The sequence below is a fragment of the Enterobacter sp. DTU_2021_1002640_1_SI_PRY_ASU_LCPMC_013 genome, from assembly GCF_032389435.1.
GTDB lineage: Bacteria > Pseudomonadota > Gammaproteobacteria > Enterobacterales > Enterobacteriaceae > Enterobacter > Enterobacter hormaechei_C.
The window spans coordinates 4,286,235-4,308,255 of the sequence record NZ_CP135594.1 but is presented as its reverse complement, the minus strand read 5'-3'; the positions used below and the strand labels follow the sequence as shown (position 1 = coordinate 4,308,255).

Annotated in this window: 29 protein-coding genes; 12 read left to right on the top strand and 17 right to left on the bottom strand. The window is 54.6% G+C overall.

Annotated features, from left to right (window positions below):
* Positions 1-6: 6 nt before the first annotated feature.
* The 11 genes from npr to RS584_RS20560 form a co-directional block, all read right to left on the bottom strand.
* Positions 7-279, bottom strand: coding sequence for a PTS phosphocarrier protein NPr (gene npr, locus RS584_RS20610; RefSeq protein WP_003861872.1), 273 nt, complete (start codon positions 277-279; stop codon positions 7-9).
* Positions 276-1,130, bottom strand: coding sequence for an RNase adapter RapZ (gene rapZ / locus RS584_RS20605; protein ID WP_003861870.1), 855 nt, complete (start codon positions 1,128-1,130; stop codon positions 276-278). The genes npr and rapZ overlap by 4 nt, the downstream gene beginning before the upstream one ends.
* A gap of 45 nt (positions 1,131-1,175) precedes the next feature.
* Entirely contained in the window at positions 1,176-1,667 is a 492-nt protein-coding gene (gene ptsN / locus RS584_RS20600; RefSeq protein WP_003861869.1) for a PTS IIA-like nitrogen regulatory protein PtsN, read from the bottom strand.
* An 82-nt stretch (positions 1,668-1,749) separates the two neighbouring features.
* The gene (gene hpf / locus RS584_RS20595; protein WP_003861866.1) at positions 1,750-2,037 is read right to left on the bottom strand and encodes a ribosome hibernation promoting factor; all 288 of its coding nucleotides are present in this window, start codon (positions 2,035-2,037) and stop codon (positions 1,750-1,752) included.
* 22 nt (positions 2,038-2,059) lie between these two features.
* Positions 2,060-3,493, bottom strand: coding sequence for an RNA polymerase factor sigma-54 (gene rpoN, locus RS584_RS20590; RefSeq protein ID WP_003861864.1), 1,434 nt, complete (start codon positions 3,491-3,493; stop codon positions 2,060-2,062).
* A gap of 47 nt (positions 3,494-3,540) precedes the next feature.
* Entirely contained in the window at positions 3,541-4,266 is a 726-nt protein-coding gene (lptB, locus tag RS584_RS20585; protein WP_003861862.1) for an LPS export ABC transporter ATP-binding protein, read from the bottom strand.
* 6 nt (positions 4,267-4,272) lie between these two features.
* Entirely contained in the window at positions 4,273-4,827 is a 555-nt protein-coding gene (gene lptA / locus RS584_RS20580) for a lipopolysaccharide ABC transporter substrate-binding protein LptA (protein WP_006812136.1), read from the bottom strand.
* A complete protein-coding gene (gene lptC / locus RS584_RS20575; protein ID WP_015571983.1) occupies positions 4,796-5,371 on the bottom strand; it encodes an LPS export ABC transporter periplasmic protein LptC in 576 nt (191 codons plus the stop codon). Before lptC ends, lptA begins: the two co-directional genes overlap by 32 nt.
* Positions 5,368-5,934, bottom strand: a complete 567-nt coding sequence (gene kdsC, locus RS584_RS20570) for a 3-deoxy-manno-octulosonate-8-phosphatase KdsC (RefSeq protein WP_017693909.1) — start codon at positions 5,932-5,934, stop codon at positions 5,368-5,370. The genes lptC and kdsC overlap by 4 nt, the downstream gene beginning before the upstream one ends.
* A 14-nt stretch (positions 5,935-5,948) precedes the next feature.
* Positions 5,949-6,935 carry an arabinose-5-phosphate isomerase KdsD gene (gene kdsD, locus RS584_RS20565; protein WP_003861853.1) on the bottom strand — a complete coding sequence of 329 codons (987 nt, stop codon included), beginning with the start codon at positions 6,933-6,935 and terminating at the stop codon, positions 5,949-5,951.
* 13 nt (positions 6,936-6,948) lie between these two features.
* Positions 6,949-7,926, bottom strand: coding sequence for a calcium/sodium antiporter (locus tag RS584_RS20560; protein ID WP_003861852.1), 978 nt, complete (start codon positions 7,924-7,926; stop codon positions 6,949-6,951).
* Positions 7,927-8,153: 227 nt separating this feature from the next.
* Between RS584_RS20560 and mlaF the strand changes: the two genes are divergently transcribed.
* The 7 genes from mlaF to murA all read left to right on the top strand — a co-directional run bounded on the left by mlaF (position 8,154) and on the right by murA (position 12,947).
* Positions 8,154-8,966, top strand: coding sequence for a phospholipid ABC transporter ATP-binding protein MlaF (mlaF, locus tag RS584_RS20555; RefSeq protein ID WP_017382730.1), 813 nt, complete (start codon positions 8,154-8,156; stop codon positions 8,964-8,966).
* Positions 8,967-8,973: 7 nt separating this feature from the next.
* Positions 8,974-9,756, top strand: coding sequence for a lipid asymmetry maintenance ABC transporter permease subunit MlaE (mlaE, locus tag RS584_RS20550; protein ID WP_003861848.1), 783 nt, complete (start codon positions 8,974-8,976; stop codon positions 9,754-9,756).
* 4 nt (positions 9,757-9,760) lie between these two features.
* The gene (gene mlaD, locus RS584_RS20545; RefSeq protein WP_006812131.1) at positions 9,761-10,309 is read left to right on the top strand and encodes an outer membrane lipid asymmetry maintenance protein MlaD; all 549 of its coding nucleotides are present in this window, start codon (positions 9,761-9,763) and stop codon (positions 10,307-10,309) included.
* A gap of 18 nt (positions 10,310-10,327) precedes the next feature.
* Positions 10,328-10,963 carry a phospholipid-binding protein MlaC gene (mlaC, locus tag RS584_RS20540; RefSeq protein WP_006812130.1) on the top strand — a complete coding sequence of 212 codons (636 nt, stop codon included), beginning with the start codon at positions 10,328-10,330 and terminating at the stop codon, positions 10,961-10,963.
* Positions 10,963-11,256 (top strand): lipid asymmetry maintenance protein MlaB, encoded by a 294-nt coding sequence (mlaB, locus tag RS584_RS20535; protein WP_040118153.1) that lies wholly within the window; start codon positions 10,963-10,965, stop codon positions 11,254-11,256. Before mlaC ends, mlaB begins: the two co-directional genes overlap by 1 nt.
* Positions 11,257-11,382: 126 nt before the next feature.
* Positions 11,383-11,637, top strand: coding sequence for a BolA family iron metabolism protein IbaG (gene ibaG, locus RS584_RS20530; protein WP_003861840.1), 255 nt, complete (start codon positions 11,383-11,385; stop codon positions 11,635-11,637).
* A 50-nt stretch (positions 11,638-11,687) separates the two neighbouring features.
* Entirely contained in the window at positions 11,688-12,947 is a 1,260-nt protein-coding gene (gene murA, locus RS584_RS20525) for a UDP-N-acetylglucosamine 1-carboxyvinyltransferase (RefSeq protein WP_006812128.1), read from the top strand.
* Positions 12,948-13,010: 63 nt separating this feature from the next.
* Here murA and sfsB read toward each other — a convergent pair whose 3' ends face one another.
* Complete coding sequence (gene sfsB, locus RS584_RS20520; protein WP_315748561.1) at positions 13,011-13,298, bottom strand: DNA-binding transcriptional regulator SfsB; 288 nt, start codon at positions 13,296-13,298, stop codon at positions 13,011-13,013.
* Between the two features lie 229 nt (positions 13,299-13,527).
* Positions 13,528-14,499: an octaprenyl diphosphate synthase gene (gene ispB / locus RS584_RS20515; RefSeq protein WP_006812126.1), complete on the bottom strand. Its 972-nt coding sequence runs from the start codon at positions 14,497-14,499 to the stop codon at positions 13,528-13,530.
* 257 nt (positions 14,500-14,756) lie between these two features.
* Between ispB and rplU the strand changes: the two genes are divergently transcribed.
* The 4 genes from rplU to cgtA all read left to right on the top strand — a co-directional run bounded on the left by rplU (position 14,757) and on the right by cgtA (position 17,597).
* On the top strand, positions 14,757-15,068 hold the full coding sequence (gene rplU, locus RS584_RS20510) for a 50S ribosomal protein L21 (protein ID WP_003025032.1): 312 nt from the start codon (positions 14,757-14,759) through the stop codon (positions 15,066-15,068).
* Between the two features lie 19 nt (positions 15,069-15,087).
* Positions 15,088-15,345 carry a 50S ribosomal protein L27 gene (gene rpmA / locus RS584_RS20505; RefSeq protein ID WP_003861831.1) on the top strand — a complete coding sequence of 86 codons (258 nt, stop codon included), beginning with the start codon at positions 15,088-15,090 and terminating at the stop codon, positions 15,343-15,345.
* A gap of 95 nt (positions 15,346-15,440) precedes the next feature.
* Positions 15,441-16,406, top strand: coding sequence for a DMT family transporter (locus tag RS584_RS20500; RefSeq protein ID WP_015571979.1), 966 nt, complete (start codon positions 15,441-15,443; stop codon positions 16,404-16,406).
* A gap of 15 nt (positions 16,407-16,421) precedes the next feature.
* A complete protein-coding gene (gene cgtA, locus RS584_RS20495; protein WP_003861823.1) occupies positions 16,422-17,597 on the top strand; it encodes an Obg family GTPase CgtA in 1,176 nt (391 codons plus the stop codon).
* Positions 17,598-17,630: 33 nt separating this feature from the next.
* On the opposite strand, the gene pmrB is transcribed toward cgtA, so the two are convergent.
* From pmrB to dacB, 3 genes are read right to left on the bottom strand one after another with little or no spacing between them, the layout of a single operon-like run.
* Positions 17,631-18,674 (bottom strand): two-component system sensor histidine kinase PmrB, encoded by a 1,044-nt coding sequence (gene pmrB, locus RS584_RS20490; protein ID WP_193041850.1) that lies wholly within the window; start codon positions 18,672-18,674, stop codon positions 17,631-17,633.
* The gene (gene pmrA / locus RS584_RS20485; protein ID WP_015571977.1) at positions 18,671-19,333 is read right to left on the bottom strand and encodes a two-component system response regulator PmrA; all 663 of its coding nucleotides are present in this window, start codon (positions 19,331-19,333) and stop codon (positions 18,671-18,673) included. The genes pmrB and pmrA overlap by 4 nt, the downstream gene beginning before the upstream one ends.
* A 2-nt stretch (positions 19,334-19,335) precedes the next feature.
* Complete coding sequence (dacB, locus tag RS584_RS20480) at positions 19,336-20,769, bottom strand: serine-type D-Ala-D-Ala carboxypeptidase (RefSeq protein ID WP_003861817.1); 1,434 nt, start codon at positions 20,767-20,769, stop codon at positions 19,336-19,338.
* 228 nt (positions 20,770-20,997) lie between these two features.
* Here dacB and greA point away from each other — a divergent pair, with 228 nt between their 5' ends.
* Positions 20,998-21,474 (top strand): transcription elongation factor GreA, encoded by a 477-nt coding sequence (gene greA / locus RS584_RS20475; protein WP_006812122.1) that lies wholly within the window; start codon positions 20,998-21,000, stop codon positions 21,472-21,474.
* Positions 21,475-21,625: 151 nt separating this feature from the next.
* Here the strand turns inward: greA and yhbY are convergent, their stop codons facing one another.
* The gene (gene yhbY / locus RS584_RS20470; protein ID WP_003861814.1) at positions 21,626-21,919 is read right to left on the bottom strand and encodes a ribosome assembly RNA-binding protein YhbY; all 294 of its coding nucleotides are present in this window, start codon (positions 21,917-21,919) and stop codon (positions 21,626-21,628) included.
* Positions 21,920-22,021: the final 102 nt, after the last annotated feature.

Genomic DNA, 22,021 nt, shown 5'->3' with positions numbered 1-22,021 from the left:
CGAACGTTAGTCTTCGTCAAACCCGGCGTTGAACAGGGCAATCACTGCCGCCAGCGCTTCTTCTTCCTGCGGGCCGGTGGCTTCAACTTCAATCTGGCGGCCTTTGGCAGAATCCAGCATCAGCAGCGCAATCACGCTGTTGGCTTCTGCCTCGGTTCCTTCGTCGTTGCGCAGAAGTACCTCAGCATCAAAACCCTGCATCAGTTCAAACAGCTTCATCGCCGGGCGCGCATGCATGCCCAGCTTGTTGGTGATTTCGACGGTCTGTTTTACGGTCATGTTTTGCGTTTTTCCAGCGTGCGATGACGGGACTGAACGTTCTTCCCGCGTGAGCGGAAGTAATCGGCCAGCTGTTCGGCAATGTAGACCGAACGATGTTTACCGCCGGTACAGCCAATCGCCACCGTCAGGTAGCTGCGATTGTTTGTTTCCAGCATAGGTAACCATAGCTCAAGGTAGCTTCGCGTCTGGTAGATAAAATTGTGTACTTCTGTGTGTCGGTCGAGGAACGCCGCCACCGGCTTATCCAGACCGGTCATCGGACGCAGTTTCGGATCCCAGTGTGGGTTCGGCAGGAAACGCACATCAAAAACGTAATCCGCATCGATAGGTATGCCGTGCTTAAAGCCGAAGGATTCAAACACCATCGTCAGTTCACGCTCGCGCTTGCCGAGTAAGCGCGTACGCAGCATTTCCGCCAGCTCGTGGACGGACATTTCGGAAGTGTCGACAATCAGGTCAGCCCGGGAACGCAGCGGCTCAAGCAGATCGCTCTCTTTATCGATGGCGCTTTCCAGCGAAAGATTTTTACTGGAGAGCGGATGCAAACGACGTGTATCGCTGTAACGGCGGATCAGCGTGTTGCGGTCAGCGTCCAGGAACAAGAGCTGAGGTGAGAAGCATTCCGGCAGGCTGTTCATTGCCTGCTCGAAGATTTCCGGCGATTCCGGCATGTTACGCACGTCAATACTGACGGCGGCAGAGATTTGCCTGTCCGCCAGCGTCCGCGCCAGATCGGGTAACAACACTACCGGCAGGTTATCTACACAGTAAAATCCCATGTCTTCCAGCGCACGCAGGGCCACGGACTTCCCGGACCCCGAACGACCGCTGACGATCATCAGCACCATGTTCCGTTTCTCCTCAGGGCAGCCGTTCTGAAGGCCCCTTCCCGATTATGCCTCATCCTGATTGCCTTCTGCTTCAGTGATAATTTGATAAAGCTCTTCATCACTTTGGGCTGAGCGCAGTCGACGACAAATGGTTTTATCCGCCAGGCGTTTGGCAACCAGCGACAGCGTGTGCAGGTGGGTTTTGGTCTGATCGGCAGGAACCAGCAGCGCGAAGAGCAGATCCACAGGCTGGTTATCAATGGCGTCAAAAGCGATAGGCGTTTCCAGTTGCACAAACACCCCCACGGCACGCAGCGTATCTTCTTCCAGCTTGCCATGCGGGATCGCAATGCCATTGCCGATGCCGGTACTGCCCATTTTTTCACGGGTCAGAATGGCTTCAAACACGATCTGCGGCGGCAGACCCAGCTGTTTTGCGGCCAGCTCACTGATGATTTCCAGCGCACGTTTTTTGCTCTGGCAGTGAACGCCACTGCGGGTACAATCCTGGTTAAGGACATTGCTCAGTTGAAGAGCGGAATCGTTGTTTATCATAATTTCACCTAAGCGCTAACTGTACAAATGGCCTGTTGTGTTTCACAACAGGCCGTCCTGCACCCGTTAACTGCCCGGACAATTAGTGTTGTTTCAGTTTATCTTTATGTTTATTGAGCTGTCTCGCAAGCTTATCAATCAAGCCGTCGATAGCCGCGTACATGTCTTGCCCTTCCGCACTGGCATGGAGTTCCCCTCCGTTGACGTGCAGGGTCGCATCCGAGATATGCGTCACTTTCTCCACTTTCAACACAACATAGACCTGGTTGATCCTCTCGAAATACTGCTCGAGTTTCGCAAACTTAGTGTTTACAAAATCGCGTAAAGCCTCAGTAATCTCGACGTTATGTCCGGTGATATTGAGCTGCATAGTGTCTTCCTTATCGGTTGTGTCAAACCAGTTGTTTACGCTGGTTAGACGGCGGAATGGATAAAGACTCTCGATACTTCGCGACAGTACGACGTGCCACCATAATACCCTGATCGGACAGCATGGTGGTTAACTTACTGTCACTGAGTGGCTTCGCGGGGTTCTCCGCGGCGATCAACTTCTTCACCAGTGCGCGAATAGCCGTTGACGAGGCTTCGCCGCCGCCTTCGGTGTTCACGTGGCTGGAGAAGAAATACTTAAGCTCAAAAATACCGCGTGGGCTGTGCAGATACTTCTGCGTGGTCACGCGAGAAATGGTTGATTCATGCATCTCGACGGCCTGGGCGATGTCTGCCAGCACCATCGGTTTCATAAACTCTTCGCCCTGCTCAAAGAACGCCTGCTGCTGTTCGACAATACAGCGGCTGACGCGCAGCAGCGTGTCATTACGGCTCTCCAGGCTCTTGATCAACCAGCGTGCTTCCTGAAGGTTGCTGCGAATGTATTGATTATCAGCGTCATTACGGGCGCTGGTGCACATGGAGGCGTATTGCTGGTTGATTTGCAGGCGAGGAATGCTGTCGGCGTTCAGTTCAACGACCCAGCGGCCATTGTGTTTTCTCACCAGCACATCGGGGATGACATATTCCGGTTCGCTGGTCTGGATCGACTGCCCCGGACGCGGATCGAGCGACTGGATCAGATTCACCGCTTCCTTCAGCACCTCTTCTTTCAGGCGTGTGACGCGCATCAGGGTGCGGAAGTCGTGATTCGCCAGCAGATCCAGATGATCGCTGATGATGAGCCGGGCTTCGTCAATCCACGGTGTCTCTTTGGCAAACTGCGAAAGCTGGATCAGAAGGCAGTCGCGCAGATCTTTCGCGGCGACACCTATCGGGTCGAAACGCTGAACGCGTTTCAGAACGGCTTCGATCTCTTCCAGTTCAATCTCGTCATCGCCGATGCTTTCCAGAATCTCGTCCAGCGTCACGGTCAAATAGCCCGTGTCGTCAACGGCATCGACAATCGAGGTGGCAATGGCGCGATCGGTATCGGAGAAAGGGGTCAGCTCTACCTGCCACATCAGGTAGTCCTGAAGCGACTGGGTGGTTTCGCCCTGGTAGACCGGGAGTTCATCGTCCTGGTAGTCTGCGCGCGTCCCGGAAGGGGTACCCGCGGTGTAGATTTCGTCCCAGCTGGCATCCAGCGGCAGTTCGTCCGGCATCTCTTTCTGTTCAAGCGCATCTACGGAGTCGAGCGTTTCTGTGTCCTGCGTCTGCTGGGCGTCTACCTCGTCATGAAGATCGGTTTGCTCCAGCAGCGGATTGCTGTCCAGCGCCTGCTGGAGCTCCTGCTGGAGTTCTAACGTGGACAGCTGCAACAGACGGATTGCCTGCTGTAGCTGCGGCGTCATGGCCAGTTGCTGGCTGAGCCGTAATTGCAAACCTTGCTTCATGTTCAGAGCGTTTTTCTCCGGTTCGGCGTGACTTAACCTCTACCCTATCAGAGTCTAAAGTCTTCCCCAAGGTACACGCGCTTAACATGCTCATCTTCGAGGATTTGCTGCGGCGTACCGTGGGCAATCAGATGGCCCTGGCTCACTATGTAGGCGCGCTCACACACGGCCAGCGTTTCACGAACGTTGTGGTCCGTGATCAGTACGCCAAGCCCGCTGTCGCGCAGGTGCTCAATGATACGTTTGATATCGATAACGGAGATGGGGTCAACGCCCGCAAACGGTTCATCCAGCAGGATGAATTTTGGGTTTGCTGCCAGCGCGCGCGCAATCTCAACGCGGCGACGTTCACCACCGGACAGCGCCTGACCGAGGCTGTCACGCAGATGTTCAATATGAAACTCTTCCATCAGCTCGTTCGCACGGTCAGTGCGCTGCTCGCTGGTCAGATCGTCACGGATCTGGAGCACGGCCATCAGGTTGTCGAACACGCTTAAGCGGCGGAAGATAGACGCTTCCTGCGGCAGATAGCCGATGCCACGACGCGCGCGGGCATGAAGCGGCAGCAGGCTGATATCTTCATCATCGATGATGATGTTGCCGGCGTCACGCGGGACGATGCCCACCACCATGTAGAAGGTCGTGGTTTTACCCGCCCCGTTAGGGCCAAGCAAACCCACGATTTCGCCGGAGTTGACGGTCAGACTGACATCTTCGACGACGCGGCGGCCCTTATACGCTTTCGCGAGGTTTTTTGCAGTTAAAGTTGCCATAACGAATTAGTTACTCTTTTTTTGTGCCGGAGCCTGACCGTTGTTCTTGTCCTGCAACTGCGAAGGCACAAGCACGGTCGTGACGCGTTTGCCTTTTTCGCTGGAGGCCTGCATTTTCTGCTCTTTCACCAGATAGGTGATCTTGTCGCCTTTGATATTGCTGTCCAGCTGTTCCAGGTAAGCATTACCGGTCAGGATGACCAGATCCTTCGCCAGTTCATAATGCATATGCGAGGCATGACCTTTCACCGGCTTGCCGTTGTCCTGCATCTGGTAGAAGGTGGCCGGGTTGCCATAACCATCGATAATCTCTTTGCCCTGCTCGCCGCCCGGACGGGTAACGACCACTTTGTCGGCGTTGATTTTAATTGTGCCCTGGGTCATGACGACGTTGCCGGTAAAGGTGACGACGTTACCCTGCATATCCAGAGACTGGGTATCGGATTCAATATGAATCGGCTGTTCGGTGTCGCCAGTCACAGCAAGCGCGGGAAGACTGGCCGCCAGCAGCGCGCTGGCGATAACAACTTTAAGGCTGAGTTTGTTTGTTTTGAATTTCATAGGAGGTTCTAACCTTTTCAATCAGCTCGGCGTTTTTGCTGCGTAAGTTCCCGCGCATTCTTAAACCGCTGGAATTAAATGTTGTGCCATACAGGGTGACTAGATCCTGCGACGTGACATCCTGGGTGACCAGGTTGATCTGGGCGTTATCCGTCGTAATTTTTCGCAGTTGCGCGTCAGCGGTCAGGGCGTTGACTTCAACGTGACCATACAGGTAAAGCATACGGTCATTTGTCAGTTTTGCCCGGTCAGACTTGATAGACCACGTCGGCACTTTGTCCGTATCAAAGGTGGTCATGACCGGTTGGGTAAACCACGAGGTACCGTCATCTGAAAAATATTCTACATGCTGAGCAACGAGGCGATAGTTCAGCGCGCCTTCCGGGCTATAGACCACGGTGTCGCTGTGATCGCTTTTATAGGTCGGGTCGCTCGTGTTAACCACTTCCGCTTGCGTATCATCGCGGTCAGCGAGGTTGACGCCAATCAGTACCAGGGCGACAAGCGCAAGCAGAATGATAACCCAACGTCTGGTTTTACTCATATCGATTGCCCTTTCGCCTCATCAAGCTTGCCCTGCGACAGCAGAAGCAGATCGCAGACTTCACGGACGGCGCCGCGGCCACCGTGAATATGGGTAACGTAATCAGCACGCGGGATCAGCAGCGGGTGCGCGTCAGCCACGGCGATGCTCAGACCCACCTCCGCCATCACTGGCCAGTCGATTAAATCATCCCCGACGTATGCCACATTCTCTGGTGCAATGGCCAGTTTTCCCAGCAGATCCCGGAAAGCTACCATCTTATCAGACTGCCCCTGATACAGATGGGTAATGCCCAGCGTTTCACACCGATCTTCTACCAGTTTAGCTTTCCGCCCGGTGATGATTGCAACTTCAATTCCGGACGTGAGCGCACAGCGGATACCGTAACCGTCGCGAACGTTAAAGGCTTTCAGCTCTTCGCCGTTATTGCCCATATAAATCAGACCGTCGGAGAGCACACCATCCACATCGAGGATCAGCAGGCGGATATTTTCCGCCTTTGCCATCATGTGGGCGCTCACCGGGCCATAACAGGTTGCAAGGGATGCACCCGCATTACTCATTGTCTTATCCTTCATTACACTACGCCAGCGCGCAGCAGATCATGCATATGTACCACACCCAGCAGTTGGTCGCCATCGGCAACCATCACTGAGGTAATATGACGGGACTGCATCAGGTTCAGCACATCTACCGCCAGCGTGCCCGGACGGACGCGGATCCCGCCTGGCGTCATCACATCAGCAATGCCCAGCGTTCGGACATCCACACCCATATCGAATACCCGGCGCAGGTCGCCGTCGGTGAAAATGCCCTGAATCTTCATCAGATCGTCGCAGATAACCGTCATGCCCAGGTTTTTACGGGTGATCTCCAGTAACGCGTCGCGCAAAGAGGCCTCTTTGCTCACGTGCGGGATCTCATCCCCGGTGTGCATAATATCGTTAACCCGCAGCAGCAGTTTGCGCCCGAGCGCGCCGCCGGGGTGAGACAGGGCGAAATCTTCAGGCGTAAAACCGCGGGCTTCCAGCAGCGCAACGGCAAGGGCATCGCCCATCACCAGCGCGGCGGTTGTGCTGGAGGTCGGCGCCAGCCCCAGCGGACAGGCTTCTTTAGGCACCTTCACGCACAGGTGAATATCCGCCGCACGCGCCATGCTGCTTTCCGGTCGGCTGGTCATGCAAATCAGCGGTACGTGCAGGCGCTTCAGCACCGGGATCAACGCCAGGATTTCATTCGATTCCCCGGAGTTGGACAGCGCAATAACCACGTCCTGCGGCGTAACCATGCCGAGGTCACCGTGCGCGGCTTCACCGGGATGAACGAAGAATGACGACGTGCCGGTACTGGCAAAGGTCGCCGCCATTTTGCGTCCGATATGGCCGGATTTGCCCATCCCCATCACCACGACTTTGCCGGCACAGTAGAACATCTTCTCACAGGCCAGACTAAAATCCTGATTAATGTACTGATCTAACTGCGCCAGACCTTCACGTTCAATCTCCAGAACGTCTTTGCCTGCTTTCTGAAAGTCAAAACCCGGCTGCAATTCTATTTGCGACATAATGCGTTTCCGTTTACCCAGAGAGAAGAGGCGAAAGCCAGTACAGCATCGCCAGCCATACGATAAATCCACCCGTCAGCAGCGCGCCTGCGCCTTTGCCGATCTGCTCTTTTCGCCGCCAGCAGAGCAGGGCGAAAATCACGCTGACCAGCAGCATCACACCGTAATCGCGCGTGAAAACCATAGGGTTAAACGGCCCCGGCGAGATTAGCGCCGGCAGCCCTGTCACGATTGCGATATTGAAAATATTCGAGCCAATGATATTGCCGATGGCGATATCATCTTCCCCTTTACGCGCCCCGGCGATGGCGGTGGCCAGCTCTGGCAGGCTGGTGCCGATGGCGATTACCGTCAGACCGATTGTCAGTTCGCTCATCGCAAACGCGTTCGCCAGCACCGTCGCGTTATCGACCACCATCCGCGTGGCCATTGGCATGATGATTAGCGCGACGCCCAGCCACAGCAGGGCGACGGGTAAGGTCCCTTCCCGGGGCAGCTCGGCGAGATGCTCACGCGTGAGGCTATCGTTACCCTGTTTTTCCGCCAGACGTGCGATCTTCACGCTGTAAAGCAACCAGATCACGGCCAGGGCGAGCAGGAATATACCGTCACCGACGCTCAGCACCCCGTCATAAAGTACGTAGCCTGCCAGCAGACTGACGACTAACATTAACGGCAATTCCCGGCGCAAAACATCAGAATGCACGCGAAATGGATGCAGTAATGCGGCTAAGCCTAAAATCAGTAAGATATTGACGATGTTAGAGCCAATCGCGGTGCCGATAGCGAGGTCGACCTGCCCATGCAGCGAGGCTGAAACAGAAACGATGATTTCAGGAAGCGATGTGCCTACACTGACCACCGTCATGCCGATAATGATGGGCGGCATGCCAATGAGTCGACAGAGAATGGATGCGGCAAAGACCAAACGGTCAGCACTGTAGACCACCAACAGTAAACCAATTATTAACAGTGCTGTTGCTAAAAGCATCAAAAGTCCTTTCTTCAGGTATACTCGCTGGTCCACTGCGCACGAATGTTGGCGCCAGATGAAGTCTGAGACGTAACGAATTCCTAATTTTGACTTTATGCGCCGGAAAAGTAAAACAAATGCCAGCTTTCGCTAACCCCAATAGTGAATATTCTGTAAAAATGCGGGGTTTAGGGCTGATTTACGCTTCATGCCAGCCGTGAAGCAAGGTAAGTAAGGAACCATAAATGAGCCAAACGATGGCGAATATAGTCGATGTCCGGGGCGTCAGTTTTTCTCGCGGCAACCGGTTAATATTTGATGATATTTCGCTGACCGTGCCGCGCGGTAAAATCACCGCCATCATGGGGCCGTCAGGGATCGGTAAAACCACGTTGCTGCGTCTTATCGGCGGGCAAATCCCCCCTGACAGCGGCGAAATTCTCTTCGACGGCGAAAACGTCCCGGCGATGTCTCGCTCGCGCCTCTACACGGTTCGCAAACGGATGAGCATGCTCTTTCAGTCGGGCGCGCTGTTCACGGATATGAACGTTTTTGACAACGTGGCCTATCCGTTGCGTGAGCACACCCATCTTCCTCCTGAGCTGTTGCACAGTACGGTGATGATGAAGCTTGAAGCCGTGGGGCTGCGGGGGGCTGCGAAACTCATGCCGTCCGAACTCTCGGGTGGGATGGCGCGCCGCGCCGCGCTGGCGCGTGCTATTGCCCTGGAACCCGATTTAATCATGTTCGATGAACCGTTCGTCGGGCAGGACCCCATCACCATGGGCGTGCTGGTGAAGTTAATTTCGGAGCTGAACAGCGCCCTTGGCGTCACCTGCGTGGTGGTTTCCCACGACGTGCCGGAAGTGCTGAGTATCGCTGATTACGCCTATATTGTGGCTGACAAAAAGATCGTCGCCCACGGCAGCGCGCAGGCGTTGCAGGAGAATGGCGATCCGCGCGTGCGGCAGTTCCTGGACGGTATCGCAGATGGGCCGGTGCCTTTCCGCTATCCGGCGGGCGACTATCATGACGATTTACTCGGAATAGGGAGTTAAGCCACTCATGCTGTTAAATGCGTTGGCGGGTCTTGGACACCGTGGCCTAAAAACCATCAGTACGTTCGGGCGTGCCGGATTAATGTTGTTCAACGCGCTGGTCGGCAAACCGGAGTTCCGCAAGCATGCGCCGTTACTGGTGCGGCAGCTTTATAACGTCGGCGTGCTGTCGATGCTTATCATCATCGTGTCGGGTCTGTTTATTGGCATGGTGCTGGGGTTGCAGGGGTATCTGGTGCTGACAACCTACAGCGCGGAAACCAGCCTTGGCATGCTGGTGGCGCTCTCGCTGCTGCGTGAACTCGGGCCGGTGGTTGCCGCGCTGCTGTTCGCCGGGCGTGCCGGGTCAGCGTTGACGGCGGAAATTGGCCTGATGCGCGCCACCGAGCAGCTCTCCAGTATGGAGATGATGGCGGTCGATCCGCTGCGCCGGGTGATCTCGCCGCGCTTCTGGGCCGGGGTTATCTCCTTGCCGTTACTGACTATCCTCTTTGTGGCGGTAGGTATCTGGGGAGGCGCGCTGGTTGGCGTTAACTGGAAAGGCATTGATGCCGGATTCTTCTGGTCTGCCATGCAGGACGCCATCGATCTGCGGATGGATCTGGTGAACTGTCTGATCAAGAGCGTGGTTTTCGCTGTGACGGTTACCTGGATTGCGTTGTTTAATGGTTACGATGCCATTCCGACGTCGGCGGGCATTAGCCGTGCAACGACGCGTACTGTCGTACATTCGTCGCTGGCCGTTTTAGGTCTGGATTTTGTGCTCACCGCACTGATGTTTGGGAATTGAGTTCATGCAAACGAGAAAAAATGAAATTTGGGTTGGCGTGTTTCTGCTTCTGGCGCTGCTGGCCGCGCTGTTCATCTGCCTGCGAGCGGCGGACATCACCTCTGTTCGCGCCGAGCCGACGTATCGTGTCTACGCGACTTTCGATAACATCGGCGGCCTGAAAGCGCGCTCACCGGTGCGTATTGGTGGCGTCGTTATCGGACGTGTCGCTGACATTACGCTTGATGAGAAAACCTATCTGCCGCGCGTCGCGATGGATATCGAAGAGCGCTATAACCACATTCCGGACACCAGCTCGCTTTCTATCCGCACCTCTGGCCTGCTGGGGGAGCAATATCTGGCCCTTAACGTTGGTTTTGAAGATCCTGAGCTGGGAACGACTATCCTTAAAGACGGTAGCGTAATCCAGGATACCAAGTCAGCGATGGTGCTGGAAGATATGATTGGTCAGTTCCTTTACAACAGTAAAGGGGATGATAAAAAGTCTGACGATGCCCCTGCGCAGAGTGAAGACCACACCAACGTCGAACCGACGCCAGGCGCGACGAATTAATTTCAGGAGAAGTCATTCATGTTTAAACGACTGTTAATGGTTGCCATGCTGGTCATTGCCCCTCTTACCGCGGCGCACGCTGCGGATCAGAGTAACCCGTACAAACTGATGGATGAGGCCGCGAAGAAAACCTTCGACCGTCTTAAAAACGAACAGCCAAAAATCCGTTCTAACCCTGATTATCTGCGTGATGTGGTGGATCAGGAACTGCTGCCGTATGTGCAGATCAAGTATGCGGGCGCACTGGTGCTGGGCCGTTACTACAAAGACGCGACCCCGGCACAGCGCGAGGCTTACTTTGCGGCGTTCCGTGAATACCTGAAACAGGCTTACGGCCAGGCGCTGGCGATGTACCACGGGCAGACCTATCAGATTGCCCCTGAACAGCCGCTGGGCGATGCCACTATCATTCCTATTCGCGTGACGATTATCGATCCAAACGGTCGTCCACCGGTTCGTCTGGACTTCCAGTGGCGTAAAAACAGCCAGACCGGAAACTGGCAGGCGTACGACATGATCGCTGAAGGCGTCAGCATGATCACCACTAAACAGAACGAGTGGAGCGATCTGCTGCGCACTAAAGGCATCGACGGCCTGACGGCTCAGCTTCAGTCCATTTCTCGTCAGAAAATTACCCTGGACGAGAAGAAGTAATGTCACAGCAGCTTAGCTGGGCGCGTGACGGCGAGACGTTGACGCTGACGGGAGAGCTGGATCAGGATCTGCTTAACCCGCTGTGGGACGCTCGCCATAACGCGATGCAGGGCGTGACGCTGATTGATCTCCATGGCGTTACGCGGGTAGATACCGCCGGTATCGCCCTGCTGGCGCACCTGGTGGCCACGGGCAAAAAGCAGGGGAGTCGCGTTACCCTGACGGGGGTAAGCGATAACGTGATTACCCTTGCACAGCTTTACAATTTGCCCGAAGACGTATTACCTCGCTAATTTTTTCAGTACGTTACTTCTGAAAGCCCCGACAGTTTACGCGTCGGGGCTTTTTGCTTGTTTAAGACCGCGCCACTTTGCTCTAAGATGTTGAGCTTGTTTTCACTATCAGATGATGTAGACCCCATGGAAAATAATGAAATCCAGACTGTGCTGATGAATGCACTCTCCCTTCAGGAAGCCCACGTCTCTGGCGATGGCAGTCACTTCCAGGTTATTGCTGTGGGTGAGATGTTCGACGGAATGAGTCGCGTGAAGAAACAGCAGGCTGTGTACGCGCCGCTGATGGAATACATTGCGGATAACCGCATCCACGCCCTGTCGATTAAAGCGTTCACCCCACAGGAGTGGGCACGCGATCGCAAACTAAACGGTTTTTGAGCTGAGGGCGAAACGCCCGCAGCACGGTTGAATTTATAAGAGAGCAAACGATGGATAAATTTCGTGTACAGGGACCCACGCGTCTCCAGGGCGAAGTCACAATTTCTGGCGCTAAAAACGCCGCGCTGCCCATTCTTTTCGCTGCGCTGCTCGCAGAAGAGCCGGTAGAGATCCAGAACGTACCGAAGCTGAAAGATATCGACACGACCATGAAGTTGCTCGGCCAGTTGGGCACCAAAGTGGAGCGTAACGGTTCCGTCTGGATCGATGCCAGCAACGTGAACAACTTCTCAGCGCCGTATGAGCTGGTGAAAACCATGCGTGCTTCCATCTGGGCGCTTGGTCCGCTGGTGGCGCGTTTCGGTCAGGGACAGGTTTCACTGCCGGGCGGATGCGCTATCGGCGCGCGTCCCGTTGACCTGCATATCTTCGGCCTGGAAAAACTCGGCGCGGAGATCAAGCTGGAAGAGGGTTACGTTAAAGCGTCCGTCAATGGTCGTCTGAAAGGCGCGCACATTGTCATGGACAAAGTGAGCGTGGGCGCAACGGTCACCATCATGTCGGCTGCTACGCTGGCAGAAGGCACTACCATCATCGAAAACGCCGCCCGTGAGCCGGAGATCGTGGATACCGCGAACTTCCTGGTCGCGCTGGGGGCGAAGATCAGCGGGCAGGGCACAGACCGTATCACCATCGAAGGCGTTGAACGTCTGGGTGGTGGTGTGTATCGCGTACTGCCAGATCGTATCGAAACCGGTACTTTCCTGGTGGCCGCGGCCATTTCTGGCGGTAAGATTGTCTGCCGTAACGCCCAGCCGGATACCCTGGATGCGGTGCTGGCGAAACTGCGCGATGCGGGTGCGGACATTGAAATCGGCGAAGACTGGATCAGCCTCGATATGCACGGGCAGCGGCCTAAAGCCGTTAACGTGCGTACTGCGCCACATCCGGCATTCCCGACGGATATGCAGGCACAGTTTACGCTGTTGAACCTGGTGGCCGAAGGCACGGGCTTCATCACGGAAACTATCTTCGAAAACCGTTTCATGCACGTACCGGAACTGATCCGTATGGGTGCGCATGCTGAGATTGAAAGCAACACGGTAATTTGCCACGGCGTTGAAAAACTGTCCGGTGCGCAGGTGATGGCGACCGATCTGCGCGCGTCTGCGAGCCTCGTACTGGCAGGTTGTATTGCGGAAGGGACTACCGTTGTCGATCGTATCTACCACATCGATCGTGGTTACGAGCGTATTGAGGACAAACTGCGCGCGCTGGGTGCAAATATCGAGCGTGTGAAGGGCGAGTAATCGTTCCGGCACCCCCCTGCCAGAACTGGCCGGGGGATTGCTGTTCCTGTCAATCCTGGTGCATCAGTCCTGATGCCCTTTCTTCGTTTTGCTCTGGCGCATCATGCGCGTTCTGTCGATAAATTCATGGGTAATGGGATCGTGGTAGCGTGACGGCCATATCACCCACGGATGCGTATCCAGCGCCGTCGCGATAATCAGTTCCCCCTTCGGCCATGGGCGGGTCAGTGCGTTTGCCAGCGTCGACGAGCTCAGCCCATTACGACGTGATTCGGCAGCCAGCGATGTTCCTTTTTTACGCAGTGCCGCAATAATGTCAGCAGAATGCCAGTCGATGAATTTTGTATCCATAATGCTGTCCTTGTGTTCGTTATCGTCCACGTCGTTTCGTGTGAAAAGACAGCATTACTATACTCACTTCGAACATGCGTTCTAAAAAGTTCATGTTACGAGAAGCAATATTCAGAATAAGGCACGGCTTTATACATGCGGCCTGTAACCCGATGGGCTTACGCGGAAATGTAATTTATTGGTGCGTACTGGAATCTCCCTGCGAGAGCGCAGGGAGATGAGGAGGGGATTAACGGTCGCGCTGGACGGCGATGTGCGCGAGGCCGATTAGCGCATCACGCCATGGGCTGTCGGGAATGACCTGAATGGCGGCGATGGCTTTGTCCGCTTCTTCTTCAGCGCGCTGACGCGTCCATTCCAGGGAGCCGCAGATAGCCATTGTTTCCAGTACCGGTTCCAGAAGATGGCGTCCATTTCCCTGCTCGATAGCCTCCCGGATCATTTTCGCCTGCTCTGGTGTGCCATTGCGCATCGCGTGGAGCAGCGGCAGCGTTGGCTTGCCTTCGTTCAGGTCATCGCCGACGTTTTTACCGAGCGTTTCGCCATCCGCGCTGTAGTCCAGCAAATCATCAATCAGCTGGAACGCGGTGCCGAGGTAACGGCCATAGTCCTGAAGGCCCTTTTCCTGAGCTTCGCTACAGCCTGCCAGAATGCCGGAGCATTGCGCGGCGGCTTCGAACAGACGTGCGGTCTTGCTGTAAATCACCCGCATATAGTTTTCTTCGGTGATGTCCGGGTCGTTGACGTTCATCAGCTGTAGGACTTCACCTTCAGCGATAACGTTCACGGCTTCTGACATCACTTCCAGCACCTTCAGCGAGCCAAGGCTGGTCATCATCTGGAAGGCTCGGGTATAGATAAAATCGCCTACCAGAACGCTTGCCGCATTACCAAACGCGGCGTTGGCGGTGGCTTTACCACGACGCATATCTGATTCATCCACAACATCGTCGTGAAGCAGTGTGGCGGTGTGGATAAATTCGATCAGCGCCGCGATCGTGACGTGGGCATTTCCCTGATAGCCAACCGCGCGTGCGGCCAGAATGGCAATCATCGGACGAATACGTTTACCGCCGCCGCTGACGATGTAATAGCCCAACTGATTGATCAGCTGAACGTCAGAGTTGAGTTGCTCCAGGATTGCTGCATTCACACCCGCCATATCTTGCGCGGTTAACTCATTGATTTTTTCTAAATTCATCGCAAAAGCCGGGCTTTTTATCCTGTTTATCCCACACGAGATGGGTACACAAAGGGTTTCGGTTTATAAATAGTATTGCTGATTGTACTGAAAAAACGGCTCAGATAAACGTTACCGTACGTGTTGTGTTTTTTTTCTTCATGTATTGATGGTAGCACTTGTCAAAGGCTCGCGTTTTGCGTAATATTCGCGCCCTATTGTGAATATTTATAGCGCACTCTGAATCATACGAGGATGTGCGCGGAAGCGGAGTTTATATGTACGCGGTTTTCCAAAGTGGTGGTAAACAACACCGAGTAAGCGAAGGTCAGACCGTTCGCCTGGAAAAGCTGGACATCGCAACTGGCGAATCTGTTGAGTTCGCTGAAGTTCTGATGATCGCAAACGGTGAAGAAGTCAAAATCGGCGTTCCTTTCGTTGATGGCGGCGTTATCAAAGCTGAAGTTGTTGCTCACGGTCGTGGCGAGAAAGTTAAAATCGTTAAGTTTCGTCGTCGTAAACACTATCGTAAGCAGCAGGGCCACCGTCAGTGGTTCACTGATGTGAAAATTACTGGCATCAGCGCCTAAGACCTGAGGAGAGATTTAAATGGCACATAAAAAGGCTGGCGGCTCCACACGTAACGGTCGCGATTCAGAAGCTAAACGCCTGGGCGTTAAGCGTTTCGGTGGCGAATCCGTTCTGGCGGGTAGCATCATCGTTCGTCAGCGTGGCACCAAGTTCCACGCGGGTACCAACGTAGGTTGCGGTCGTGACCACACTCTGTTTGCTAAAGCAGACGGTAAAGTGAAATTTGAAGTTAAAGGCCCGAACAACCGTAAATACATCAGCATCGTTGCTGAGTAAGGTTTTCTCGGTCCGGTAACGGATTAAAGCCCCGCAACGTGTTGCGGGGCTTTTTACATTGGAAACCCGGAAAATTTTCTGTAGGGAAAACGGGCATGAAGCAGCAGGCCGGCATGGGTATTCTTTTGGCGCTCACTACCGCAATGTGCTGGGGTGCGCTGCCAATTGCAATGAAGCAGGTACTGGAAGTCATGGAGCCACCGACGGTGGTGTTTTATCGCTTCCTGATGGCAAGCATAGGCCTGGGCGCCATTCTGGCCGTCAAAGGTAAGCTGCCACCGCTGCGCATCTTCCGAAAACCGCGTTGGCTGGTGTTACTGGCTATCGCGACGGGTGGTCTGTTCGGTAACTTCATTCTGTTCAGCTCTTCCCTGCAATATCTTAGCCCTACAGCGTCGCAGGTGATTGGTCAGCTTTCACCGGTCGGCATGATGGTCGCCAGCGTATTCATCCTCAAGGAGAAGATGCGCGGTACGCAGATCATCGGGGCAAGCATGCTGCTTTGCGGGCTGGTGATGTTCTTTAACACCAGCCTGATTGAGATTTTTACCCGCCTGACGGATTACACCTGGGGTGTCATTTTTGGGGTGGGTGCAGCAACGGTCTGGGTGAGTTATGGCGTCGCGCAAAAGGTGTTATTGCGCCGTCTTGCCTCACAGCAGATCCTCTTTTTGCTGTACACTTTATGTACACTGGCATTATTGCCTTTAGCGAAGCCGGGTGTAATTACCCAGCTCAGCGACTGGCAACTGGCGTGCCTCATTTTTTGTGGGCTGAATACGCTGGTCGGTTATGGCGCTCTGGCTGAAGCCATGGCGCGCTGGCAGGCAGCACAGGTGAGCGCCTTAATCACGCTTACCCCGCTGTTTACGCTGTTATTTTCAGATTTGTTATCAATGGCCTGGCCCGATGTCTTCGTCAAGCCGATGCTCAACCTGTTGGGTTATCTCGGTGCGTTTGTCGTGGTTGCGGGCGCGATGTATTCCGCCATTGGTCATCGTCTCTGGGGGCGTTGGCGCAAAAATGAAGCGGTTGTAATAGTCCCCCGCTCAGGCGAATGAGTTACGGAGAGTAAAATGAAGTTTGTTGATGAAGCGACGATTCTGGTCGTGGCAGGTGATGGCGGTAACGGTTGTGTAAGCTTCCGCCGTGAAAAATATATTCCTCGTGGCGGTCCTGACGGCGGTGACGGTGGGGACGGTGGCGACGTGTGGCTGGAGGCGGATGAAAACCTCAACACGCTGATCGACTACCGTTTCGAAAAATCTTTCCGCGCCGAGCGTGGCCAGAACGGCCAGAGCCGCGACTGTACCGGTAAACGCGGTAAAGACGTGACGATCAAAGTGCCGGTGGGTACGCGTGTCATCGATCAGGGCACGGGCGAAACCATGGGTGATATGACCAAACACGGTCAGCGCCTGATGGTGGCGAAAGGCGGCTGGCACGGTCTGGGTAACAGCCGTTTCAAATCTTCCGTTAACCGTACCCCGCGTCAGAAAACCATGGGTACCCCGGGTGATAAGCGCGACCTGCAACTGGAACTGATGCTGCTGGCGGATGTGGGGATGCTGGGTATGCCAAACGCCGGTAAATCGACGTTTATCCGTGCGGTCTCTGCGGCGAAACCCAAAGTAGCGGATTATCCGTTTACGACGCTGGTGCCGAGCCTGGGCGTTGTCCGTATGGATAACGAGAAGAGCTTTGTGGTCGCTGACATCCCGGGTCTGATTGAAGGGGCAGCAGAAGGCGCCGGTCTGGGTATTCGCTTCCTGAAGCACCTTGAGCGTTGTCGCGTACTGTTGCACCTCATCGACATCGATCCAATCGACGGTTCCGATCCGGTTGAAAACGCCCGTATTATTATCGGCGAGCTGGAGAAATACAGTGAAAAACTGGCGCAAAAACCGCGCTGGCTGGTATTCAACAAGATCGACCTGATGGACAAAGCGGAAGCTGAAGCGAAAGCTAAAGCGATTGCCGAAGCGATGGGTTGGGAAGATAAGTACTATCTGATCTCTGCCGCCAGCCAGGTTGGCGTGAAAGATCTCTGCTGGGATGTGATGACCTTTATCATCGAGAATCCGGTTGTTCAGGCAGAAGAGGCGAAACAGCCTGAAAAAGTCGAATTCATGTGGGATGACTACCACCGCCAGCAGCTCGAAGAGCTGGAAGCGGAAGAAGATGATGAAGACTGGGACGATGACTGGGATGAAGACGACGAAGAAGGCGTCGAGTTCATCTACAAGCACTAACCCCTGTATAAAGCCCCTTAACGGGGCTTTTTTTTATCCTATTTTCGCCGGTAACCAACAGCTGGCGATGAGGCCGCCCTCAGCGCCGTTCTCCAGCGTTAAATGGCCATGATGGAGCTGTACGATACGCTGTACGATGCTCAGCCCAAGGCCGCTGCCGCCGTAGCGCTGGTCGAGACGTCGGAAAGGTTCGGTGATCGACTGGCGGTGCGCCTCATCAATACCCGGCCCCTGATCGATTACGCTCACCCGGGTACCGCCCTCCGTCGCTGTTAATGCCACTTCAATGGTTGTGCCTGCCGGGCTGTAGCGGGCGGCATTCTCCAGAAGGTTCCTTAGCATCAGACGTAACAGGACGGCGTCCCCCTGTACCGTCATCGCGCTGTGGGCCGGCCATATTACCGTATGCTCTTTGGCTTCATGCTCCAGGCTGAGCGGAGCAATGATCGTCTCTGTCCAGTTCACGGTATCGTAATGACCGCTGGCCATTGCCTGCCCGGCACGCGCCAGCATCAGCAGCTGTTCCACCGTGTGCATCAACTGATCGATACGGCTTATCAGTGGCGTGGCCTGCGGGGAACCGGACTGAGCCATCAGTTCCAGATGGAGCCTGATCCCCGCAAGCGGCGTACGTAACTCGTGTGCCGCATCGGCGGTAAACAGGCGTTCCTGTTGAATAGTGTGGTCCAGCCGGGCGAGGAGTTGATTGAGCGATGTGGTCACAGCGCCTATCTCTTCCATATCAGAATACATCGGCAGGGGAGTCAGATTATCCGCCGAACGGTTCGCAAGGCTGGCGCGAAGTTTGTTGAGTGGTCGGGTGATCCAGGTGACTGCCCAGAATGAGAAGAGCAGGGTAAAACCGACCATCACCAGAGAAGGGACCAGCAGGGAGGCAATGGCTTCGCGGATCTCTTTTTCGACATGGTTGTTGCGTGCTTTAGCGGACAACGTTTCGTTCACCAGAAAACCGATCTGCTCGCGGCTCTCATGCCACAGCCAGACAACGCTAATGAGTTGAAAAAATAGCAGAATAACCGCCAGCAACACCATTAATCGCCGGCGCATACTGTTCATTTCTGGCTCTCCAGACGGTAACCCACGCCGCGTACGGTTTTGATGCGATCTTTACCGAGCTTGCGGCGCAGATTATGAATGTGAACTTCAAGCGTGTTTGATCCTGGATCGTCCTGCCAGGAGTAGATGTCCTGTTGCAGCGTTTCACGGTGCACGGTCTGCCCGCTGCGCATGATCAGGCGCGTCAGCAGAGCGAACTCTTTAGGCGTCACTTCCACAGGCTGAGACTGGCGCAGCACCTGCTGAGTTTGCAGATTGAGGGTGATATCTCCGTCCGTCAGCAGGTTGTCGCTGTGGCCCTGATAGCGGCGGATCAACGCCCGTACGCGAGCCTGTAACTCGGCAAGGGCGAAGGGTTTTACCAGATAATCGTCAGCGCCAGAATCCAGCCCGTTAATTCTGTCTTCAATGGCATCGCGGGCGGTGAGAATCAATACGGGATTCTCCACCCCGCGACGACGCCACTGGCAGAGCAGCGTCGCGCCGTCTTTATCCGGCAGCCCTAAATCCAGGATCACCAGGCTGTATTCACCGCTCTGGATCAGGGCATCTGCTTCAGCGGCCGTGGTGGCACAATCCAGGGCGTAGCCTTCATTCCCCAGCGCCAGCGCTAACCCTTCCTGCAATAACAGATCGTCTTCAACTATCAGTAGTTTCATCGCTAGTTATTCTGGTAGATGTCCTTATAGAGCCTGCTTTCGAAACGCACCAGTGGAATACGGCGATTGCGCTGGTCAGCCGGTTCGACGGCATAGCCGGAAAGATACTGCACAAATGCCATGCGTTGTCCGCTGGCGGTCGTGATAAAACCGGCAAGGTTGTAAACGCCTTGCAGGGAACCCGTTTTGGCTGACACTTTGCCATCCACGCCCGCAGCGTGAAGGCCCGCGCGGTACTGAAGAGAGCCGTCGTGTCCGGCAAGCGGCAGCATCGTAATAAAGTTTAGCTCAGCGTCATGCTGAGCAATGTACTGCAACACCTGCATCATGGTGGCCGGCGAGATCAGGTTATGACGCGATAAACCGGAACCATCAACGGCGATCGTATTGCCCAGATCGATACCCGCCTGCTGGCGCAGGATCTGACGTACGGCATCAGAACCGGCCCGCCAGGTGCCCGGCACACCAAAGCGCGCGTGCCCAATCATGCGGAACACCGTGTCGGCAATCATGTTATCCGACTTTTTCAGCATAATCTTAAGCAAATCATGCAGTGGCGCGGACTGTTTGCTGGCGATCACCGTGCCTGGTTCATTCACCTGCGTCTGGCGCAGCAGCGTTCCGGTGTAGGTTATGCCCGCCTGCTTCAGTTCATCTTTAAAAATGGCACCGGCATAGCCCGCGCCATCCTGAATGGCGAAGGCCAGCGGGAGGGGATCGGCCCGCTGGGTCAGGCAGCCGGTGAGCGTATAGCGATTGAGATCGCCCGGTACCACGTCCAGCTCGCAATACTGCGCCTCCGGGGAGCCTTTCGCCAGCGTCCGCACCTGGCTGAACATCGTGACCGGGTAGTATGAGGCCACGCGGATAAAAGCTAAGTCATTTGGTTTTGGCGCGCTGTAAAGCGATACGGAGAAGCAGTTACGGTCAACGATGGCGGCGGCTGGCGGGGCGCTAAAACACTGTGTCATGTCGTTCCACGGCCAGCCAGGCGCTTTATCGTGGCTGGCGAAAATGGAGGTGTCGATCAGCACGTTGCCATCAATTTTTGTTACGCCGGATTTTTTCAGTACCGCCACCATATTGCGGACATCCTGGCGCTTAAAGGTGGGATCGCCACCAAAACGGGCGATAAGATCGCCTTTCAGTTCGCCACCCTCAACGTTACCTCTGGTTTCAAGGGTGGTAGTAAAACGGAAGTCAGGCCCGAGCTGGAGCAGGGCGGCGAGGGCAGTGATCACCTTCTGGGTACTGGCAGGCAGCGCCATCTGTTGACTGTGATAGTCAATCTCGGGAGCCTGCGCGCCAACCTTCTGCACCATCAGGGCAAGGTTCGCGCCGGCGGGCAGTTGATTAATGTACTCATCAACATTCGCGGCCTGAACGGTGAACGTTATACTGGTAGTCAATCCGATGATAAAACTGGAAAATCGCATAATCTCGCGCTAACAACCCGAAAACAAACCGTCATACTACGGTGCATGGCACTGTAAAGTAAACGATGACCCATAGTGAACTTCGCGGTAAAATGCGTATCAAATTGAAAAATTGCTGCTGACCTGGGGCGTTGCTCCCGGGTCGGTTTTCTTTTTGCTTCTGGCCTGTTCAGGTGGGCTGGAGCAGGGAACACTGCTCCCAACAGGAATGTTTAAGAGGTATAACAAATGCAAGCTATTCCGATGACCTTACGTGGTGCCGAAAAACTGCGCGAAGAGCTGGATTTTCTCAAATCCGTGCGTCGCCCTGAAATCATCGCCGCTATCGCGGAAGCGCGTGAGCATGGCGACCTGAAAGAGAATGCTGAATACCACGCGGCGCGTGAGCAGCAGGGTTTCTGTGAGGGGCGCATTAAGGATATCGAGGCGAAACTGTCTAACGCGCAGGTTATCGATATCACCAAAATGCCAAATAATGGCCGTGTTATCTTCGGCTCTACCGTCAGCGTCCTGAATCTGGACAACGACGAAGAGCAGACCTATCGCATCGTGGGTGATGATGAAGCGGACTTCAAACAGAACCTGATTTCGGTGAACTCGCCGATTGCTCGTGGCCTGATTGGCAAAGAGCAGGACGATGTGGTCACCATCCGCACCCCTGGGGGTGAAGTGGAATACGAAATTATTAAGGTTGAATACCTGTAATTCGCTTCTCTACTAAGATGTTGATACATTGTAAAGAAAAGAAAAAGGCCGCATAGCGGCCTTTTATCAACTCAAGGAGCATGGCATTTTGCTCGCCTGCTGAAAGAAATCCCTCGTTTCACACAGAAAATGTGTTCGATTCAGGATATCCTTAACGTGGCAGCGAGATTTTGCGCTCTTTTGATGGGCGATAGAGCACCAGCGTTTTACCGATGACCTGTACATTACAGGCGCCGGTTTCGCGCACGATGGCTTCCACGATCAGGTTTTTAGTGTCTCTGTCTTCAGAGGCGATTTTCACCTTGATCAGCTCGTGGTGTTCCAGCGCTTGTTCAATCTCGGCAAGCACCCCTTCGGTCAAACCATTGTTGCCAAGCATCACTACAGGCTTGAGCGGATGTGCCAGACCTTTAAGGTGCTGTTTTTGTTTAGTACTCAGATTCATCGTATATTTTTGCTTACGTTGGGATTGAAAACGGTTCATTCTACCGCCATCTCCCTAATATCGCCAAATAGCTGCGTAGAAATTTACGTCACAGGCAAGCAA

Excerpts from the sequence above, each read along its gene's own strand:
- npr (WP_003861872.1), bottom strand. The coding sequence starts at position 279 with ATGACCGTAAAACAGACCGTCGAAATCACCAACAAGCTGGGCATGCAT.
- kdsC (WP_017693909.1), bottom strand. The coding sequence starts at position 5,934 with ATGAGTAATGCGGGTGCATCCCTTGCAACCTGTTATGGCCCGGTGAGC.
- hpf (WP_003861866.1), bottom strand. The coding sequence starts at position 2,037 with ATGCAGCTCAATATCACCGGACATAACGTCGAGATTACTGAGGCTTTA.
- rpoN (WP_003861864.1), bottom strand. The coding sequence starts at position 3,493 with ATGAAGCAAGGTTTGCAATTACGGCTCAGCCAGCAACTGGCCATGACG.
- ptsN (WP_003861869.1), bottom strand. The coding sequence starts at position 1,667 with ATGATAAACAACGATTCCGCTCTTCAACTGAGCAATGTCCTTAACCAG.
- sfsB (WP_315748561.1), bottom strand. The coding sequence starts at position 13,298 with ATGGATACAAAATTCATCGACTGGCATTCTGCTGACATTATTGCGGCA.
- ibaG (WP_003861840.1), top strand. The coding sequence starts at position 11,383 with ATGGAAAATAATGAAATCCAGACTGTGCTGATGAATGCACTCTCCCTT.
- mlaE (WP_003861848.1), top strand. The coding sequence starts at position 8,974 with ATGCTGTTAAATGCGTTGGCGGGTCTTGGACACCGTGGCCTAAAAACC.
- yhbY (WP_003861814.1), bottom strand. The coding sequence starts at position 21,919 with ATGAATCTGAGTACTAAACAAAAACAGCACCTTAAAGGTCTGGCACAT.
- rapZ (WP_003861870.1), bottom strand. The coding sequence starts at position 1,130 with ATGGTGCTGATGATCGTCAGCGGTCGTTCGGGGTCCGGGAAGTCCGTG.
- murA (WP_006812128.1), top strand. The coding sequence starts at position 11,688 with ATGGATAAATTTCGTGTACAGGGACCCACGCGTCTCCAGGGCGAAGTC.
- rplU (WP_003025032.1), top strand. The coding sequence starts at position 14,757 with ATGTACGCGGTTTTCCAAAGTGGTGGTAAACAACACCGAGTAAGCGAA.
- ispB (WP_006812126.1), bottom strand. The coding sequence starts at position 14,499 with ATGAATTTAGAAAAAATCAATGAGTTAACCGCGCAAGATATGGCGGGT.
- lptB (WP_003861862.1), bottom strand. The coding sequence starts at position 4,266 with ATGGCAACTTTAACTGCAAAAAACCTCGCGAAAGCGTATAAGGGCCGC.
- mlaF (WP_017382730.1), top strand. The coding sequence starts at position 8,154 with ATGAGCCAAACGATGGCGAATATAGTCGATGTCCGGGGCGTCAGTTTT.
- cgtA (WP_003861823.1), top strand. The coding sequence starts at position 16,422 with ATGAAGTTTGTTGATGAAGCGACGATTCTGGTCGTGGCAGGTGATGGC.
- lptA (WP_006812136.1), bottom strand. The coding sequence starts at position 4,827 with ATGAAATTCAAAACAAACAAACTCAGCCTTAAAGTTGTTATCGCCAGC.
- dacB (WP_003861817.1), bottom strand. The coding sequence starts at position 20,769 with ATGCGATTTTCCAGTTTTATCATCGGATTGACTACCAGTATAACGTTC.
- mlaD (WP_006812131.1), top strand. The coding sequence starts at position 9,761 with ATGCAAACGAGAAAAAATGAAATTTGGGTTGGCGTGTTTCTGCTTCTG.
- pmrA (WP_015571977.1), bottom strand. The coding sequence starts at position 19,333 with ATGAAACTACTGATAGTTGAAGACGATCTGTTATTGCAGGAAGGGTTA.
- pmrB (WP_193041850.1), bottom strand. The coding sequence starts at position 18,674 with ATGAACAGTATGCGCCGGCGATTAATGGTGTTGCTGGCGGTTATTCTG.
- lptC (WP_015571983.1), bottom strand. The coding sequence starts at position 5,371 with ATGAGTAAAACCAGACGTTGGGTTATCATTCTGCTTGCGCTTGTCGCC.
- mlaB (WP_040118153.1), top strand. The coding sequence starts at position 10,963 with ATGTCACAGCAGCTTAGCTGGGCGCGTGACGGCGAGACGTTGACGCTG.
- RS584_RS20500 (WP_015571979.1), top strand. The coding sequence starts at position 15,441 with ATGAAGCAGCAGGCCGGCATGGGTATTCTTTTGGCGCTCACTACCGCA.
- mlaC (WP_006812130.1), top strand. The coding sequence starts at position 10,328 with ATGTTTAAACGACTGTTAATGGTTGCCATGCTGGTCATTGCCCCTCTT.
- RS584_RS20560 (WP_003861852.1), bottom strand. The coding sequence starts at position 7,926 with ATGCTTTTAGCAACAGCACTGTTAATAATTGGTTTACTGTTGGTGGTC.
- rpmA (WP_003861831.1), top strand. The coding sequence starts at position 15,088 with ATGGCACATAAAAAGGCTGGCGGCTCCACACGTAACGGTCGCGATTCA.
- kdsD (WP_003861853.1), bottom strand. The coding sequence starts at position 6,935 with ATGTCGCAAATAGAATTGCAGCCGGGTTTTGACTTTCAGAAAGCAGGC.
- greA (WP_006812122.1), top strand. The coding sequence starts at position 20,998 with ATGCAAGCTATTCCGATGACCTTACGTGGTGCCGAAAAACTGCGCGAA.